This window comes from Nonomuraea sp. NPDC049709 (genome assembly GCF_040674815.1).
In the GTDB taxonomy this organism is placed as follows: Bacteria; Actinomycetota; Actinomycetes; order Streptosporangiales; family Streptosporangiaceae; genus Nonomuraea.
Map to the genome: position 1 here is coordinate 101,489 of NZ_JBFANM010000035.1, position 14,144 is coordinate 115,632.

The window sequence follows — 14,144 nt, forward strand, 5'->3', positions numbered from 1 at the left end:
CCCCTTCACCACAGGTTCGGCGGCGCCGCCACCACGGCAGGCACCTGAGACAGGAACAGCGCCATCACCATCGCGATGCACGCGTCGATCTTCCGCTTCGACCGGCCCTTGCTCAGCCGCCACCCGGTGTCCGTCTCCCGCACCGCCGCACTGAGCACGTGGTCCGTCAGCACCGGATCGTCGCCGTGCACCACCAGGCCCTCGCAGATGAGCCGGTAGGAATCCTGGCAGGCCGGCACCATGCTGGCCGCGCCCTGCGAGAACTCCGCCATCGGCAAGCCCTCATCGAGCAGCACCTCCGCGCTGCGCTGGAAGTACGCCGGGTCGTACGCCACGGTGGTCACCTGCAGATCGCGGTGCAGCTGGCGGAGATGGTTCTCCACCGCGGCCACATCGATGACGTCCCCGGCCGGATCCCACACTCGCGATTGCACGGCCACCCGGCCGTCGTCCTGTTGCTGCGCCACCACCACGGCGACCGAGTCGTGTTTGAGCGCCATGTCCACCGTGACCACGCACGGCCGATCTGGCCGGATCTCCACCTCGCCGGCGCACGACTCCCACGCGCCAGGCGGCAGCCAGCACTCATCCGCCCGCGTCCACTGCCCGAGGTGGTACCGCCGGTACTCGAACTCCGGGATCTGGTAGAAGCGCGCAACCACGTCATCGGTGCGCAGGAACGTCCCGGCCGCCGGGTTCGCCGCCAGCACCGCGGCGAGCAGCTGCTCCTCCACCGTCAGGTCGTACAGCCCGTCCGGCACCCCGTAGTGGACGAACATGAACCTGGGGTCGTCCACCTCGCCGGCGTTCACCCGGTAGCCGTACAGGTGCTTCCGCCCGGCCATCGTGTCCAGGTTGCTGCCCGGGGTGGTCGTGTTCACCACCAGGCTGTTGGCCCGCTTGGACATGCCGTTCACGAGCACCAGGTGCACGCGCTCCTTCGGCCCCAGCCACTCGTGGATCTCGTCGGCGCCCATCGAGCTCGGCCTCTGGCCGTCGTTCGTGCCGGCCACCGCGGCGACCCGGTACGAGCGGCCCGGCCCTGACCGGACGAGGATCTCAGTGTCGTAGGCGTCGACGTGATGCCGCAGCGTCGGCGACTCCCGGCACGCGTGCTTCATGTCGCCGAACAGCAGGTCGGCCTGCTCGAAGCTGGCGGCCGCCACGGGGATGAGCGGCGACCCCTTCTGTCCGAACAAGGCCGGGCCGAGCAGCTCGAACAGCTGGATCCACCCGTTCAGCGGGGTCTTGCCCTGCCCCTTGGGCACCTCGATGAGCGCCTCACGGAAGCGCCGATCGCCGGTCGCGGGGTTGTACTCGTACAGCCAGTAGATGATCTGCTTCTGCCAGCGCTGCAGCCGGACGGGCTGGCCGAAGTAGTCGCCCTCGCCGTACACGCAGTGCCGTTCGATCCACGCGCACACGATCCGGCCGTGGGACGGCCAGCCGAGGTTCCGGGGCGCCGACAGCGGCCGGCATGCGATGGCCAGGCTCATCGGGCCTCAGCCGGCGTCGTCGACCACCTCGGCGTCGACGACGTCCAGGCGTGGGTCATCGCGGGGGTCATCGTCATCACCCCCGGCGTCCAGGAACGGCGCGTTCAGGTCGGCCAGTGACTGGGCGGCCTGGCCGAGGGTGAGGTTGAGCGACAGCCGGGCCCGCGGTGACAGTCCGAACCGGTCCTCAAGTTGGCGAGTCTCGGCTGCCTGCGTCTGCATGTGGCGGAGCAGGGGGTTCATGACCGTCTGGCCTTTGGACCCCTTGATGACGTGGCCGGTCTCGGCGACCGCCTGGCGGCTGCGCTCGAGGTCGTCGTACAGCCAGAACAGCCGCTCGAGCGCGGGCAGATCGGAGACGGCGTCGACGAGCTTGGCCACCGGCGAGGTCCAGTAGGTCGCCCATCGTTCCTTCGTCATCGGTAGCAGGTAGTCGGGCGCCGCCGGATGCCCGTCGTCTTCCGCCGCCTGGAGCTCGGCGCCGGGCATGACGAGTTCCAGGTTCTTCGGCGCGTTCCGGCGCTGCCTCTCCTCGGGGTCCTTGGGCGCCGGCCCGCGACCGGCCATCAGGTATCTGCCGCCCGGATCTCGTCAGGCTCGTACACCAGCGCCTGGGAGACCCCGACAAGGATCACGACGTGCACGCCGGGCAGCATGCGCTCAATGTGCGCCTTCATCTCTGCGCGTTGCTGCGCCGATGGGTTATCAGGGGTGCACAGGACGAGTGTCTCGCCTGGGCGGACCACTGTCGCGCCGAGCTCCGTCCGCACGTTCACCACCGCGTCCGCGCTAGCCATCGAGCAGCCCCGTCTCACCGAGCACCAGCAGGGTCGCGCCCGCCGCCAGCAGACACACCGGCCACGCCCGCTGGATCGCCGCCCAGATCGCCGACGCGAGGAAGCACACCAACGCCAGCAGCTCGATCACCATCACGACCTCCCAGCCGTCTCCCGGATCACCGTGTCCCGCTCGTCCGGCTCGTACGCCGCGAACCAGCCCCGCACATGGCCCCACCACGCCTGCGGCCGCTCACCCATCGCCCGTCGCAGGCACACCTCCTCGGGCGCCCACACCACCACCACATCGGCCGCGTACCGGCGCCTGTACGACTCCCGCACCGCCCGCTTCGCCGCGGTCGCCATCACCCACACCCGGCGCACGCCGTGGTTGCCGAGGATCACCCGATCGAGCACCGCGTCCCTCGCCTCGGCCACGAACGGCCGGTGACTGTCCAGATGCGCGTACATCTCGCCATCAACCCGCAGCGCAGCCGCCAGCCGGTCGTAGTCGACCACCAGGTCACTCGCCAGCGCGTGCTCACGCACGTACGAGCTCTTGCCCGAGCACGGCGGGCCCGCCACCAGCGTCACGCTCACGCCCACCAGCTGCGGCGTGTCCAGCTCGGCCCGCCTGGCCGAGTTGCACGGCCGGCACAGCACGCGCAGCGGCCCGGCCGGATCGCCGCCGCGCGCAGTCGGCTGGACATGGTCCGCGGTCAGGTCCTCGGACGCATGCGGCGCCCGCTGCCAGCCAGGGCACACCCACCCGTGCTGCTCGACGTGCACCCGCACGACGTCCGCCCGCCGGCGCCTCTCGTCACGCCCGTACCCGGCTCGCTGGCGAAGCCTCCGCGGGCCCGGCTGGTCGCAGATCGGGCACTTGCCGACCACTCGCTGGCGGCATCCGGGGCAGATCCGGGGCATCTGAGCCATCGTCACCGCCCCTGACGACACGCTCACCAGGCGAAAGGCGGCTCGCAGGGCCCCAAGATCGCCAGACCCGTACAGAAAAAAAGGGGACTGCGAGCGGGGTCACTAACGATCATCTTTTGAAGATCGACATGCCCCCTACCTGCGGAAACGTGCATCGTCGCAGGTCAAGCGGGGTGTGTGCCGATATGTCAGGCACGTTATTGCTGATGATCGGCCATTACGGGGGTCTTTGGCAAGCGTCGTCGGCCGTGTCGTTGGTCTGTGAGCTGGTCGAGTTCGTCGCAGGACCACAGTAGGGCTCGGCCGTGGCGTTGTGCGGTGATGCGTCCTTCGTTGTGCCAGCGTGTGAGGGTGCGGGGTGGGATTCCGTAGAGGGTGGCTGCGTCGCTGGTGGTGATGCGGTTGGCTGGCGTCATGGCATGAGCTCCTGGATTCGCTCCAGGTGGTGACGCTCGTCAGAGCCGTCGCCTCCGAATACCCACGGTTCGGTTCCATCGCCAAGCAGGGTGAAGCTTCCATCGGACGGCTTGTATGCGAGGGCATAGCCGCGTGGGTGGAAGACGGTTCGGTTGATCAGCCAGAGGAGGCTGTCGCCTTGTAGATCGACTGGCTTGCCCTCAGTGGTGCCCATGTTCTCAGGGTAGGGCGAGCCATTCTCGGACGGTGAGGTCGAGGGCTGTCGCTGGGATGTGGAGGGGTAGGACATGGGGGATGACGAGCACGCCGTCGGCGACGGGCATGACGTCGCAGGGCAGGGTGGGGGCGGCTGTCATACGCTGATTATCTCAGCTGGACAAGTGGTCAACGCGCGTCGTGTGATTGTGCAGGTCCGTTGCCCACCTACCGCCATCTTCGTCGGAGAAGTGGATACTGGCGTTCTGCTGTACTAGCTCGCGTTCATGTGGGCCGAACCATACGTACCAGGCTGCTGTGCCTGGCGCGAGTTGGTCGATTTCGTAGATGTCGAGGAGGACTGCAACGCTCTCTCGCCAGACCCATGTGGATCGTGGCAGTGCGTCGCCATGGCAACTGACGTTGTGGATCACCGTTCCGCTTTGATTATCCACTCGGATGGCCGCTGCCTCCCACTTGAGCCACTGGTGTTCTTCGCCAACGTCGGCGTGATGTTCATCGTCAATCATCTCGGTCAGACGGCGTGAGGGAGATGTACCAGGCCGGTTACGATCGGCGGGCGTAGGCGAACGTAAGGTATGCGGATTCACTCGCACACCTTGCATCTGGCGCATCTTCAGTTCTTGCTTTGATCGTTCTGCTTCCTTACGTGCTTGTTCCTTGCTGGCTTGCAGGTCCTGAAGTTGCGTGATCTGGAGAGACAGCGCCTTGCCTTGTTGGCGAACTGTTCTGGCGATGAACAACAGCGTGAGAACGGTGCCTATGGCCATGACGGAGTCGGCGACGCCGGAGACGGCGTCCCAGTTGATGTCGTCGATGAGGGATTTGGTGTTGGGGGATGGCGTTGGCGTGGGTGTCACGCGTGTTGAGACGACGGTGGGCGCTCTGAGGTTTACGTGGACGGCGTGGAGCGCCGGTAGCCGCGCCGCTGGCTCATGGCGGTGTCCACGGTGGAGCGTCGCCAGCGCTTGACGCCGTGTTCGGTGTCGTCGGGCGGTGGGATGCGGCCGCGTGAGATGTCGGAGTCGATGGTGCTGCGGGTGAGGCCGGTGTACTCGACAATCTGGGCGATGGTGAGCAGGTCGTCGGGTCTGCCCTCGGCGGACGGCGGGTCGCGGAGGAACGCGCGGCGCACGAGCTCGTCCACGGCCTGGGCGTCGTACTCGGCCCAGCGGCCGCGTTTGCCGGTGGGGGCCGGCCAGTCGGGGTGCTTTCGCCAGACGTCTTGGACGGTGCGTAGGGCGCGGCCGTAGCGTTCGGCGATCTCGGCGGTGGTGATGCCGTGCTGTTCTACCATGTGGGTGAGCTCCTTTCGTGGGGGTCAGTCTGCGGGCCTGGCAGGGCTGCCAATTTTGGACTTCGGTCCTCTCTGCCAGGCCCTTTGGCGTTTTGTGGTGGCGGGCCTGGGCCCGCCACCGTGGCAGGGCGGATTCTCCGTGTTGAGGGGCCCGGCCCCGGGCTGGCTGCCCGGGGCCGGTGGTGACTATTCCTGGTTCCCTCGCAGGATGAGGAGGGTCAGGTGGCTGGCGAGGATCGATGTCGTGCAGATCATGTGCACGGCTTCGTATCGCCAGTCGATCCCGTCCGCGAGGGCGATCTGGATGAGATCGATCGCGGTGAGGACGGACAGGGTGGCCTGGTCGAGGTGGTCCATCGCCTCGCCGGGGATGGGTTCGTCTTCGATCAGGGTGCGCAGCCGCTCGATTGCTCCGATGAACTCCCTGGGGGGAGTGTCGGCTCCCGGGATGGGGAGGTCGATCGGGATGGGGAGTAGCTGGGCTACCGTCCTCAGGTGGGTCAGCGCGTGGGCGATGGCGTTGGCCATGTCGTCGAGGCGCTGTTCTGGGGTGTCGGCCATGTTGGCCCCTCTCTGTGGAGTTTTCAATCTGGTCGGTTGGGGCTGCCTTCCCCTTCCGACACCCCTAAATATACAGGGTTCATCCCTATATTTGCAAGATGATCGGGTGTAGAAAACGGGCCGATTCCACTGCTCGGCCCGTGGTCACTGATCAGCGAATCAGCTCCGCCTCGATCACGTGGTCGTCCACGATGGCCGCTGTGAAGCGGCGTCCGGCGAGCTCGGTGACGGGCACGCCGAGTTGCAGGGCGAGCTCGGCTGCAGGGACGCGCAGCGGGTCGGTGGTGGGGTGGTGGGCGGTGACGATCTCGGCCTGCGCGCCGTACAGGAGCAGGACGCGGGCTTCTACGCGGGCGGGCGGCTCGCCGATGGCGTTCGCGGCGTCCGGGCCGGTCTCCCAGTCGTCGGTCAAGGTCTCCATTCCTCTCGGTAGTCGTGGTGATCGGCGTACGGCAGCGCGAGGCAGCGCAGGACCAGGCACGGACCGTGCTCGGTGGTGTCCCTGGGCTCCCAGTATTCCCATGGCTTGCCATCCACGGTGGAGGCGTCGCCGCCGTCGAGCAGGCTTATGCACTCGTGCGCTTGACCATGAGCGTGCACAATCAGGCGCTTGGCTGCGATGTCGGCCAGCATCCGCTCCGGCCGAAACGCCGCCGAGTACATGTCGAGGGCCTGCTGGTCTGCGCGGCGGAGGGGTCGGACGTTGCCGCTGCCGTCGCCGGGGCGGCGGACGGGGATGGTGCCGCGCGCCCATGAGGCCATCCGTTCGGCCTCGTTGAGTCGCGCGCGCAGGAACGCCACCAGGTCGTCGCTCATCGCCGTCGTTCTCTCGCGCGTCTGCGCCGGGCGTACTCGCTCTTCATCGTGCGGCGCCTCTGTCGTTCGGCTTGGGCGAGGTCGCTCATACCGGGCATGCGCACGATCTCGTCGAACGCCTGGTAGATCACGGTTGCGCCGCGCGCCATCTGCTCGGCGGCGGAGGAGAAGGCGCGGAGGATGATCTGCATTTGCTCGCCCAGTCTGGCGAAGGCGCGTTCGATCGCCTCGACGTCGATGTCCAGCGCCAGCGTGGGGGGCTTGGGCGGTTCGGCCGTCCAGTGCATGGCGTCGGGGCTGCGGCCGTTCCAGTGGATGACGTCGTCGATCTGGTCGAGGATGTCTCGGTCGCTCACCCTGCCATCCTCTCGCGGGTGGTGCGCTCGTAGCGCTTGCCGAAGCGGTTCCACTGCGTGGTGTCCAGCTCCAGCGTGCAGGTGTCGCACCACATGACGCTGGGGGTGGTGTCGCCGTCACGGCGTACGGCGACCCACACCGTGCCGTCGCAGGGGCCCTCGTCGACCAGCTGCTCGACGCAGGGGCCGATCTCGAGGGGACGGCGGGCCGGGTCCACCACGGCGTAGCCGCGGCCGACGAGTCCGGCCAGGGCGTCTTTGTACGGGCCTGCGTCGGGTTGGGCGGCGAGCCATTCGGCGTGGGTGGCGAGCCATACGCACTGAACGGCTGGACGGGGTTGGGGCGGGGTGATGCCGCGCGACGTGGCGACGAGGGTGGTGAGCCATCCGAGGTCGTGTCGGAGTTGGGCGAGCCAGTCGCCGGCGGCCGGGTTGTACGGTAGGGGCGGTTCGCGACTGCCGGTGACGGGCGGTCCGTCGCCGGTGCCGCTGGTGGGGAAGCTGTCGAGGACGTCGGCGTGGAGCTCGGGGAGCGTGTGCAGGTGGCGGTCGAGGGCGGTTCGGCAGCCTGGGCAGAGGTTGATGCCGTCGGCGGCGGTGCGGGGTTGGTCGGGGTTGCGGGTGTGGGTGGCTCCGCAGAGGTATTCGGCGCGGCGTCGGGTCATTGGCGGCGGCCTGCCTCGATCGCAGCCTGGACGCGGTCGGAGGCGGCGGGATAGTCGGCGACCTTGGTGGGGTTGCCGGCGTGGTTCATGACGAGGTCGAGGTCGGCGACGGAGACGACGGTGTAACCCTCGTCGGCGAGGAAGTCCAGGAAGTCGACTGGGTAGGCCCAGCTGTGGGTGGTGCCGTAGCAGATGTGGTTGAGCTGGTCGAGGGCTACGGAGACGGCTCTTTCGCGAGCTGGGAGGTCGTCGCGGCGGCGGATTTCAGCCACGGTTGGTGTCCTCTCCGTCGAGGGCTCGTTTCGTGGGGCAGGGCCAGAGGATGCCGCATTGGACGCAGCCGGAGCCGTGCCGTTCGGTGCGGGGGCCGCCGTGGAGCTGGGCGATGCGGTCGTTGATGGCCTCGGCCGCGTCGGCGCGGGCGCGGTGCGTCTCCAGGGCGGCGCATGCTTGGTCGTAGGCCCATTGGGTTGGGTACGGCTGGCGGTCGTGGGCGATGGCCTGGTCGCGCTCCTTGCGCAGCTGCTCCAGTTGGTGGTCACGCACGGCTTCGATGCCGGACATCATCGTCCCGACCAGCGAGTCGCGGTAGCGCATGACGCGCAGGTAGGGAAGGAGGCAGTGGTCGAGGATGCTCCGGTAGGACCGCAGCAACTCTGTCTCAGGCTGGTCAGCCATGCCCGGGTCGAACGTGCTGATGGTGTCGGTCATGGTGCCTCTCTTCGGTGGTCGGGGGTGATCGCGGAATCGGGTGTGGGCGGGACCGTGCGGCCGCCTGGCGGGCGATCATGGTTATCCGGAGGTCGTGATGCCTGGACGGCCGGAGAAACGCTCACATCGCTCGGTGGCCCCTCCCAGATCGTGAACGCGTGCTCGCCCTCGTGATCCACGTCCAGGCCGCACCGGACACCGCCACCAGGCTTGAGTTCCCAGCAGGCGGGCCCGTCGTCCTCGCTGGGGCAGGTGCAGAACACCGACCCGTCCGGTTCGCCGCAGTCGCCGCGCGGGCAGTAGCAGGAGCCGATGCCGTCGCCTACGCCGTTGTACGGGTCGGGGAGGCTGCACGCGTCGCAGACGTCGGCCTTCACGGCTGCTCCTTGGGGCGGCGCAGCGTCGCGACGTCGATGCCGTATTCGGTGAGCATGGCGACCGCGGCGTCGGTGGCGATGGAGGCGGCGCGGGTCACGTTGACCTCGGGCTCGTCTCGGACGTGCGCGCGTAGGTGTTGGGTGATCCGCTCGTACAGCAGTTCATCGGGCTTCAGGTCGGCGCCGGTGCGGCGGGCCCATTCCACGGACAGGCGCGGGGTGGGGGCACGGTCGGGTCGGGCAGGTGGCTCGCCGGGCCTGCCCTTGGTGATGAGCAGGAGTGCCCAGGTGTCGCGGCCGATGAGGGTTCGCCAGTAGACGGGGCGGTCCATCTCGGGTGAGGCCCAGGCGTTGGCCAGCTTGGCGAGGCTGCGGATGGGGACTCGGCTCATGCGTTCGCTCCTCCCTCGTCCGACAGGAAGGCGGCGATCGGGTCCGCCCACTGCTTCGGCAGCTGCTCGCGGACGGCGGCGAGCAGCTGGCGGGCGTCGGGGTAGCCGACGTTGAGGCACACGTTGGTGATCGCGGCGCGCGAGCTGATGTCGGAGAGGTGGTCGCGGGCGGAGTCCCAGTTGCCCTGTTCGAGGGCGTACAGCATGCGGCCGAGGTGCTCGAGGGTGGCGGCGAAGTGCTTCACCACCTCTTTGGCGCGCTGGTCGTGGGCGGGCGTGCGGGTGGTGGTCACAGGCCGAACCTCTCGGTGAGCATGGCGACGATCTCCTGCGCTACTTGCCGGTCCGCGTCCGGGTCGTGTTCCTCGATCGGCGTGACCGTCACTTCGTCGGTGTCGAACAGCTCGGGCCGCTGGCCGGGATCGAAGTCGTCTTCAGCGGCCCGCTCGGCGCACTCGCGGTAGGCGCGCTGCACGGTGACGGGGTTCTCGTGCTGGCCGTTGACGGTGGTGGAGTCGATGTCGATGTACGGGTTCGGGTCTTCGGGGCGGAGGCCGAGGAGGGTGACGAGGTTCTTGATCTCGTCGCGGGTGGCATAGGCGGAGATGCTGGTGCTCATGGGGTGCTCCGTTCGGTGCTGATGTACGGGTGGCCGCACTGGCCGACGCGGTAGGCGCGGCCTCCGGCGGGGCGATGCCAGTTGACGCGTCCGCAGCGCGGGCAGGTGACGACGGCCAGGCGGCGGCCGGGCCGCTGGTAGGCGCTGGCGCCCTGGACGAGGCGGGCCGTGGTCGTGGTGGTGATCAGGCACACCTCGACGGCCGCTTTCCCGTCGCGCCGTTGTGGCTGGGGTCGGCCGCAGACGGTGGCGCACCCGTTGAGGCAGGCGCCGTCGTCCTCGGTGTGGCCGCAGACGAGGCAGAGGTGTTCGCCGTGGGTGCGGGCGGCCCAGGGGCGGGGCAGGCCGAGGCGGTGACGGCGGTTGGATCGGGGCTTCGGCGGGGCGGGTGGAGGCGGCGGGGGTGGTGGTGTGGGGTCGAATTGGTCGAATAGGGACGGTTGATTTTCGGGGGCGGCGGCGCGGCGTGGCATGGTGCGGCCTCCGTATGGGCGGGTGTGGTGAGTGACGGATTGGCGTGGAGAAAGGTGGTAATCGGTTTTGTGTGCGAATGCGGGCGTGCTTGCCCAGGGGGTTCCGGTCGGGCGTGATGTGATTTCCGGACCGTGGGTTGTGCCGCTATGAGGGGCGGTGGGGTGGGGGCGGTGGCCCAGGCCCACCCTCCCCCTTATAGGGGGGCCACTTGGGCCACCCGTGTTTGCGCTGCTCAGAGCGGGTGCTGGGCGATCTTGGGCCGCGAAAAGTGGCCCAAGATCACCTATTCGGGCGTTTGACCAGGTCAAACGGTGGCCCATCGTGGGCCAGGCCACCGTGGGCCACGTGGGCCGAATCGCGTTCTCGCAGGTCACAGCGTTTTGGCCCTCAAAACCCCCGTGGGCCACCCTCTGACCTGCGGAAACACCCGATCTGGCCCACGGCGTGGCCCACGCTCCGAACGGCCTACTCATCGCCATCACCGGCCTGCTCATTAAGCGCGACCCATTCGTAGTGATAGCGATTCAGAACCCGCTGCACGGTGCTCCGAGGGATCCCCGTGGCGGCCGAAACATCGCGCTGCGCCATCTTTTTCCCAGCCAATTCGCGCGCTTTCTTGATCTGAATCCACTTCAATTCAATTTCGTCCGACACCGGCGACCACGGCCACGCACCACCCCGCGCCAGAGCAGCCGGCCACTTCCGCTTGTCCCGCTGGCCACGCCAGTGCTCGATCGAGCCGTCCTCGTCCAGCCACACACCGAACTCCGGCCACCGCAGCCACCCCGACCAGCCGTACGGCTCCCGCGGCCTCTTGGTCGTCCCAGAGGGCTTCTTGGGGGCGTGCGCCTCCAACACCAGGGCGCAGCCGACGCGCTCCCTGATCGCGTCCAGGGCCATCGCGACGGGCTTGGCGGACTTCTCCTCGGTCGGGTCGCCGGACGCCATCTTGTAGATGGGGCCGGTGATGAGGACGTCCGGCCGGGTCTCCATGGCGATCTGGGCCAGCCACGCGCGGTCCTCGGCCTGGGTGAGGTCGATACCTGCCATGCGCACCTCGATGTGGAGCTGGTCGGGCTTGAGGAGGTCTCCGGCCTGGACGCGCAGCGGCCGGAGGGCGCGCGCAGACTGCAGCTCGGAGTTCTCCAGGTCTACGGACAGGACCCGGACGGGATCGATGACCTCGCCCGTGATGGGGTGGAGGCCGGCCGCGGCCATGACGCCGATCTGGCGCAGCCACGTCGACTTCCCGCCGCCCTCGGGCCCGGTGACGATGAGCCGGTCGTGCCGCTCGAGCAGGTCGGGGATGACCCAGTCGTACGGGGCGTTCTCGTCGACGGAGGCGAGGAACTCGTCGATGTTGCGGACCTTGGCCGTGGTGGGCGCGGTGTCGTGGGCGGCCTTGTCGAGGATGTCGCGGGCGTCGGTGAGGGCGCCGGAGACGTCGTCGAAGCCGTCGCTACTCTCCAGGCGTTGCAGGGCCTGGCGGGCGGCCATGATGCCGGCGCGGCGGCGCGCGTGCCGGAGGACGATCTTGGCGTGATGCTGTGGGTCTCCAGCGGTGGGGGCTAGCTGGAACAGCTCGAACAGGTACAGGTGGCCGCCGCAGCGGCCCAGGATGCCCAGCTGGTCGAGCAGGTCCTTGACGGAGACGGGGTCGGTCGGGGCGTCGCCGTCGTACAGCTCGAGGATGGCGGAGTAGATCTGCTGGTGGGCGGGGCGGAAGAAGACGGTGGGGTCCGGGAGGACGCGGCGGATATGGGGGACGATGTACTGCGAGTGCATGCAGACGCCGAGGATCGCCTGTTCCGCGTCGATGTCGTGCGGGGGCTCCTGGGCGAAGTCCGCGATGGTCAACCGGTTCCCCTTGGTGCTGGTGCTGCTCGGTGGATGGGTCAGGTGCGGGGCGGGGCCGGTCTATGTCGCTGGTGCGTCTCCTGGGGGAATCGGCGGGTGGGGATGCCGGCGGCCTCGGCGAGGTCGGCCGTCGCGGTGGCGCCATGCGAGCCGTGCGGACGGGCTTTCCGGCACCCCCGCTTGGCGCACGGGTCGATGAAGGCGAGGCACTCCTCGGCTCCCTCGTCGACCATCTCGGCGTCGCGGATGACGCCGGCGGCCGGGCAATAGGTGGTGCCGTCGCGGCGCTGGCGGCGGTGGTGGGGTGTGCACTGGGGGCCCTTGCAGGTGGCCCAGTCGGCGGGGCGGCGTTGCACGGTGACGCCGGTCCAGGCGGTGGCGATGCGGTCGATGAGCTCGTCGGCGCCCTTGCGGCAGTGGCCGTGCCGTACGGTGACGTTTTCGGGGCCGTGAGCAGCGATGGTGGGGGCGAGGGCGTCGCGGATCTCCTGCTCGTCGTCGTACGTTCGCGAGCCGGTCACGAGCACGGTGTAGGTCATGCGCCCCTCCTGAGTCGTTGCTTGCGTTCCTGCTGCTCGGCCACGGTCTCCTTGGCAGCGGCCTGGACTGCTGGTGAGGCGCGGCGTTTGCCGGAGGCGATGGCGCGGGCGTCGGTGACCCACGAATCGGCCAGCGAGGCGTACGGGTTGGCAGGCGTCCACCACGGGTGTTCACCGCAGTAGCAGCGCGCCGGAGCGCAGTACGCGCTCTCCCCCGGCTCCGGCTTGCCGGCCAGCGCCGAGGGCGTGTGATCGGCGCAGCGCATGCCCTGCAGATACGGGCGTGCCGGAGTGGCGCCGCAGTACGCGACCGCGGCGCCACTCCAGTGCTTGCAGGGTCCTGTCACGGGACTCGGTCCACCATCAGGCTCTTCTGCGTGAGGTCGTCCAGGCTCCGGGCGAGTGCGTTGGCCCGGGCCGTCTCGCCCCGCAGCTGCGCCTTCAGGGCGCTGACGTCTTGCGGCTCGCTGGTGCTCTCGTCGGCCTCCTCCGCCGGCGGCTCGTCGAGCGCGGCCAGTTCTCGGAGCTCGGCCAGTTCGTGCCGGGCCTGATCGCGGTCGTGCAAAGCCTCGGCGAGGCGAACGGCGAGCTTGTCGTTCACGTCCTTCAGGTTGTTGATCTCTACGCGGTTGGTGGCGAGGCTGAGCTTCAGACCCGCGTTCTCGTTGCTCAGGTGCTCCAGCTCGGCCGTGAGCTTCGCGCTCCAGGAGCGGGCGTCGTCGCGCGCGGCGATGAGCGTCTGCTTGCGGCGGATCCAGTCCCGGAGCATCACGCGCTCGCCGGGGTGCCGCGCAGGACCTGCGTCTCCAGAGCCTTCTCGACCTGTCCGACGACCGCGAGCACCGCGTCGCGCAGCACGGCCTCCGGCTTGGCCAGCAGGTAGGAGACCTGCAGATTGCCCCGGTCGATGCGGTAGCGGAACCGGGCCTGCAACCCGTGCACCGTCGGGTCCTCCCCCTCGGGCACGGGCAACTCCAGGACCACCACCGCGATCTTGAACTCGGTGGGAACCTTGAGCTGGCCCTTGCTCCCGGCGGTGGCGTCGGTGGTCTCCTCCCAGGCGATGTTCACGTCGCCGGACGACAGCCGGGTGGCTGAGGAGAAGGACACCTTCTGCTTGGCCTGGAACGTGGTGGCGATCTCCAGCATCTGGGCTGGCTGGGGTTCGATGATGTCGTCGAGGTGGTTCTCGATGTGCTCGGCGAACTCCTGCTGGGTCAGCGGCTTGCGGTCGAAGCGCGTCCACTCCAGCCAGGCGCGGGTGCACTTCAACTCCAAGACGAGCCGGTGGTCGCCCCAGCGCGGCCCGTCGGGGCTGTGCGCGTTGAGGACGGCGGTGATGCGGCGGCTGTCGACGTCGACGTACGTCTCGGTGTTCGCGTCGGCGTGCTTGGCGTAGTAGGTGAGGAACGAGTCGATGTCCTCGACGGTGGTGATGCCGCGCTTGCGCTGGGGTGCGGGCAGGCGGTCGGTGTAGCCGTCGTTGTCGAGGTCGAGCAGTTTGTACCCGTCGGCGGTGGGGAACGCGTACATGCTGCCGGGCTGGACGGCCACGGGGGCGGCCTGGGCGCGGGCGGCTTCCTGCGCGATCTGGATGACGGCGTCGTTCTCGGTGCGGGTGGTGTCGTTGGCGGGCACG

The 14,144-nt window shown here is 68.8% G+C and carries 26 protein-coding genes; all 26 read right to left on the minus strand.

Going from position 1 to position 14,144, the window contains the following annotated elements; translation table 11 throughout:
- Nucleotides 1-5: 5 nt before the first annotated feature.
- The 26 genes from AB0J69_RS31960 to AB0J69_RS32085 all read right to left on the minus strand — a co-directional run bounded on the left by AB0J69_RS31960 (nucleotide 6) and on the right by AB0J69_RS32085 (nucleotide 14,143).
- On the minus strand, nucleotides 6-1,496 hold the full coding sequence (locus AB0J69_RS31960; RefSeq protein ID WP_364124697.1) for a terminase TerL endonuclease subunit: 1,491 nt from the start codon (nucleotides 1,494-1,496) through the stop codon (nucleotides 6-8).
- Nucleotides 1,497-1,502: 6 nt separating this feature from the next.
- Nucleotides 1,503-2,063 (minus strand): P27 family phage terminase small subunit, encoded by a 561-nt coding sequence (locus tag AB0J69_RS31965; protein WP_364124701.1) that lies wholly within the window; start codon nucleotides 2,061-2,063, stop codon nucleotides 1,503-1,505.
- A 222-nt stretch (nucleotides 2,064-2,285) separates the two neighbouring features.
- Nucleotides 2,286-2,426: a hypothetical protein gene (locus AB0J69_RS31970; RefSeq protein WP_364124704.1), complete on the minus strand. Its 141-nt coding sequence runs from the start codon at nucleotides 2,424-2,426 to the stop codon at nucleotides 2,286-2,288.
- The gene (locus AB0J69_RS31975; protein ID WP_364124707.1) at nucleotides 2,426-3,199 is read right to left on the minus strand and encodes an AAA family ATPase; all 774 of its coding nucleotides are present in this window, start codon (nucleotides 3,197-3,199) and stop codon (nucleotides 2,426-2,428) included. The genes AB0J69_RS31970 and AB0J69_RS31975 overlap by 1 nt, the downstream gene beginning before the upstream one ends.
- Nucleotides 3,200-3,405: 206 nt before the next feature.
- Complete coding sequence (locus AB0J69_RS31980; protein WP_364124709.1) at nucleotides 3,406-3,624, minus strand: helix-turn-helix domain-containing protein; 219 nt, start codon at nucleotides 3,622-3,624, stop codon at nucleotides 3,406-3,408.
- Nucleotides 3,621-3,839 (minus strand): hypothetical protein, encoded by a 219-nt coding sequence (locus AB0J69_RS31985; RefSeq protein ID WP_364124712.1) that lies wholly within the window; start codon nucleotides 3,837-3,839, stop codon nucleotides 3,621-3,623. Before AB0J69_RS31985 ends, AB0J69_RS31980 begins: the two co-directional genes overlap by 4 nt.
- Before the next feature lie 4 nt (nucleotides 3,840-3,843).
- Nucleotides 3,844-3,981: a hypothetical protein gene (locus AB0J69_RS31990; RefSeq protein WP_364124714.1), complete on the minus strand. Its 138-nt coding sequence runs from the start codon at nucleotides 3,979-3,981 to the stop codon at nucleotides 3,844-3,846.
- Between the two features lie 12 nt (nucleotides 3,982-3,993).
- Nucleotides 3,994-4,701: a hypothetical protein gene (locus AB0J69_RS31995; protein ID WP_364124717.1), complete on the minus strand. Its 708-nt coding sequence runs from the start codon at nucleotides 4,699-4,701 to the stop codon at nucleotides 3,994-3,996.
- A 32-nt stretch (nucleotides 4,702-4,733) separates the two neighbouring features.
- On the minus strand, nucleotides 4,734-5,138 hold the full coding sequence (locus AB0J69_RS32000; protein WP_364124719.1) for a hypothetical protein: 405 nt from the start codon (nucleotides 5,136-5,138) through the stop codon (nucleotides 4,734-4,736).
- A 186-nt stretch (nucleotides 5,139-5,324) separates the two neighbouring features.
- On the minus strand, nucleotides 5,325-5,699 hold the full coding sequence (locus AB0J69_RS32005; RefSeq protein ID WP_364124722.1) for a hypothetical protein: 375 nt from the start codon (nucleotides 5,697-5,699) through the stop codon (nucleotides 5,325-5,327).
- Nucleotides 5,700-5,850: 151 nt separating this feature from the next.
- Nucleotides 5,851-6,111, minus strand: coding sequence for a hypothetical protein (locus AB0J69_RS32010; protein WP_364124723.1), 261 nt, complete (start codon nucleotides 6,109-6,111; stop codon nucleotides 5,851-5,853).
- A complete protein-coding gene (locus AB0J69_RS32015; protein ID WP_364124726.1) occupies nucleotides 6,108-6,515 on the minus strand; it encodes a DUF6221 family protein in 408 nt (135 codons plus the stop codon). The genes AB0J69_RS32010 and AB0J69_RS32015 overlap by 4 nt, the downstream gene beginning before the upstream one ends.
- Entirely contained in the window at nucleotides 6,512-6,871 is a 360-nt protein-coding gene (locus tag AB0J69_RS32020) for a hypothetical protein (protein ID WP_364124729.1), read from the minus strand. Before AB0J69_RS32020 ends, AB0J69_RS32015 begins: the two co-directional genes overlap by 4 nt.
- Entirely contained in the window at nucleotides 6,868-7,536 is a 669-nt protein-coding gene (locus tag AB0J69_RS32025) for a hypothetical protein (protein ID WP_364124732.1), read from the minus strand. Before AB0J69_RS32025 ends, AB0J69_RS32020 begins: the two co-directional genes overlap by 4 nt.
- Nucleotides 7,533-7,808 carry a hypothetical protein gene (locus AB0J69_RS32030; protein WP_364124734.1) on the minus strand — a complete coding sequence of 92 codons (276 nt, stop codon included), beginning with the start codon at nucleotides 7,806-7,808 and terminating at the stop codon, nucleotides 7,533-7,535. Before AB0J69_RS32030 ends, AB0J69_RS32025 begins: the two co-directional genes overlap by 4 nt.
- Nucleotides 7,801-8,247 (minus strand): hypothetical protein, encoded by a 447-nt coding sequence (locus AB0J69_RS32035; protein ID WP_364124737.1) that lies wholly within the window; start codon nucleotides 8,245-8,247, stop codon nucleotides 7,801-7,803. Before AB0J69_RS32035 ends, AB0J69_RS32030 begins: the two co-directional genes overlap by 8 nt.
- Nucleotides 8,244-8,624 carry a hypothetical protein gene (locus tag AB0J69_RS32040; protein ID WP_364124740.1) on the minus strand — a complete coding sequence of 127 codons (381 nt, stop codon included), beginning with the start codon at nucleotides 8,622-8,624 and terminating at the stop codon, nucleotides 8,244-8,246. Before AB0J69_RS32040 ends, AB0J69_RS32035 begins: the two co-directional genes overlap by 4 nt.
- Nucleotides 8,621-9,016, minus strand: coding sequence for a hypothetical protein (locus tag AB0J69_RS32045; protein ID WP_364124743.1), 396 nt, complete (start codon nucleotides 9,014-9,016; stop codon nucleotides 8,621-8,623). The genes AB0J69_RS32040 and AB0J69_RS32045 overlap by 4 nt, the downstream gene beginning before the upstream one ends.
- Nucleotides 9,013-9,309: a hypothetical protein gene (locus AB0J69_RS32050; protein WP_364124746.1), complete on the minus strand. Its 297-nt coding sequence runs from the start codon at nucleotides 9,307-9,309 to the stop codon at nucleotides 9,013-9,015. Before AB0J69_RS32050 ends, AB0J69_RS32045 begins: the two co-directional genes overlap by 4 nt.
- Nucleotides 9,306-9,635 (minus strand): hypothetical protein, encoded by a 330-nt coding sequence (locus tag AB0J69_RS32055; RefSeq protein ID WP_364124749.1) that lies wholly within the window; start codon nucleotides 9,633-9,635, stop codon nucleotides 9,306-9,308. The genes AB0J69_RS32050 and AB0J69_RS32055 overlap by 4 nt, the downstream gene beginning before the upstream one ends.
- Nucleotides 9,632-10,108: a hypothetical protein gene (locus AB0J69_RS32060; RefSeq protein WP_364124751.1), complete on the minus strand. Its 477-nt coding sequence runs from the start codon at nucleotides 10,106-10,108 to the stop codon at nucleotides 9,632-9,634. Before AB0J69_RS32060 ends, AB0J69_RS32055 begins: the two co-directional genes overlap by 4 nt.
- 466 nt (nucleotides 10,109-10,574) lie before the next feature.
- Complete coding sequence (locus AB0J69_RS32065; RefSeq protein WP_364124754.1) at nucleotides 10,575-11,966, minus strand: DnaB-like helicase N-terminal domain-containing protein; 1,392 nt, start codon at nucleotides 11,964-11,966, stop codon at nucleotides 10,575-10,577.
- A 38-nt stretch (nucleotides 11,967-12,004) separates the two neighbouring features.
- Nucleotides 12,005-12,505 (minus strand): SLOG family protein, encoded by a 501-nt coding sequence (locus tag AB0J69_RS32070; RefSeq protein ID WP_364124757.1) that lies wholly within the window; start codon nucleotides 12,503-12,505, stop codon nucleotides 12,005-12,007.
- Nucleotides 12,502-12,852, minus strand: coding sequence for a hypothetical protein (locus tag AB0J69_RS32075; RefSeq protein WP_364124760.1), 351 nt, complete (start codon nucleotides 12,850-12,852; stop codon nucleotides 12,502-12,504). The genes AB0J69_RS32070 and AB0J69_RS32075 overlap by 4 nt, the downstream gene beginning before the upstream one ends.
- Complete coding sequence (locus tag AB0J69_RS32080) at nucleotides 12,849-13,274, minus strand: hypothetical protein (RefSeq protein ID WP_364124763.1); 426 nt, start codon at nucleotides 13,272-13,274, stop codon at nucleotides 12,849-12,851. The genes AB0J69_RS32075 and AB0J69_RS32080 overlap by 4 nt, the downstream gene beginning before the upstream one ends.
- Nucleotides 13,274-14,143 (minus strand): DUF2303 family protein, encoded by an 870-nt coding sequence (locus AB0J69_RS32085; RefSeq protein ID WP_364124766.1) that lies wholly within the window; start codon nucleotides 14,141-14,143, stop codon nucleotides 13,274-13,276. The genes AB0J69_RS32080 and AB0J69_RS32085 overlap by 1 nt, the downstream gene beginning before the upstream one ends.
- Nucleotide 14,144 lies beyond the last annotated feature (1 nt).

Bases quoted from the DNA above. Each gene is read 5' to 3' on its own strand.
- AB0J69_RS32035 (WP_364124737.1), bottom strand. From the start codon at position 8,247: ATGACCGACACCATCAGCACGTTCGACCCGGGCATGGCTGACCAGCCT.
- AB0J69_RS31965 (WP_364124701.1), bottom strand. From the start codon at position 2,063: ATGGCCGGTCGCGGGCCGGCGCCCAAGGACCCCGAGGAGAGGCAGCGC.
- AB0J69_RS31980 (WP_364124709.1), bottom strand. From the start codon at position 3,624: ATGACGCCAGCCAACCGCATCACCACCAGCGACGCAGCCACCCTCTAC.
- AB0J69_RS32070 (WP_364124757.1), bottom strand. From the start codon at position 12,505: ATGACCTACACCGTGCTCGTGACCGGCTCGCGAACGTACGACGACGAG.
- AB0J69_RS31970 (WP_364124704.1), bottom strand. From the start codon at position 2,426: ATGGTGATCGAGCTGCTGGCGTTGGTGTGCTTCCTCGCGTCGGCGATC.
- AB0J69_RS31975 (WP_364124707.1), bottom strand. From the start codon at position 3,199: ATGCCCCGGATCTGCCCCGGATGCCGCCAGCGAGTGGTCGGCAAGTGC.
- AB0J69_RS32080 (WP_364124763.1), bottom strand. From the start codon at position 13,274: ATGCTCCGGGACTGGATCCGCCGCAAGCAGACGCTCATCGCCGCGCGC.
- AB0J69_RS32055 (WP_364124749.1), bottom strand. From the start codon at position 9,635: ATGAGCACCAGCATCTCCGCCTATGCCACCCGCGACGAGATCAAGAAC.
- AB0J69_RS31985 (WP_364124712.1), bottom strand. From the start codon at position 3,839: ATGGGCACCACTGAGGGCAAGCCAGTCGATCTACAAGGCGACAGCCTC.
- AB0J69_RS32005 (WP_364124722.1), bottom strand. From the start codon at position 5,699: ATGGCCGACACCCCAGAACAGCGCCTCGACGACATGGCCAACGCCATC.
- AB0J69_RS32060 (WP_364124751.1), bottom strand. From the start codon at position 10,108: ATGCCACGCCGCGCCGCCGCCCCCGAAAATCAACCGTCCCTATTCGAC.
- AB0J69_RS32000 (WP_364124719.1), bottom strand. From the start codon at position 5,138: ATGGTAGAACAGCACGGCATCACCACCGCCGAGATCGCCGAACGCTAC.
- AB0J69_RS31960 (WP_364124697.1), bottom strand. From the start codon at position 1,496: ATGAGCCTGGCCATCGCATGCCGGCCGCTGTCGGCGCCCCGGAACCTC.
- AB0J69_RS31990 (WP_364124714.1), bottom strand. From the start codon at position 3,981: ATGACAGCCGCCCCCACCCTGCCCTGCGACGTCATGCCCGTCGCCGAC.
- AB0J69_RS32025 (WP_364124732.1), bottom strand. From the start codon at position 7,536: ATGACCCGACGCCGCGCCGAATACCTCTGCGGAGCCACCCACACCCGC.
- AB0J69_RS32015 (WP_364124726.1), bottom strand. From the start codon at position 6,515: ATGAGCGACGACCTGGTGGCGTTCCTGCGCGCGCGACTCAACGAGGCC.
- AB0J69_RS32045 (WP_364124743.1), bottom strand. From the start codon at position 9,016: ATGAGCCGAGTCCCCATCCGCAGCCTCGCCAAGCTGGCCAACGCCTGG.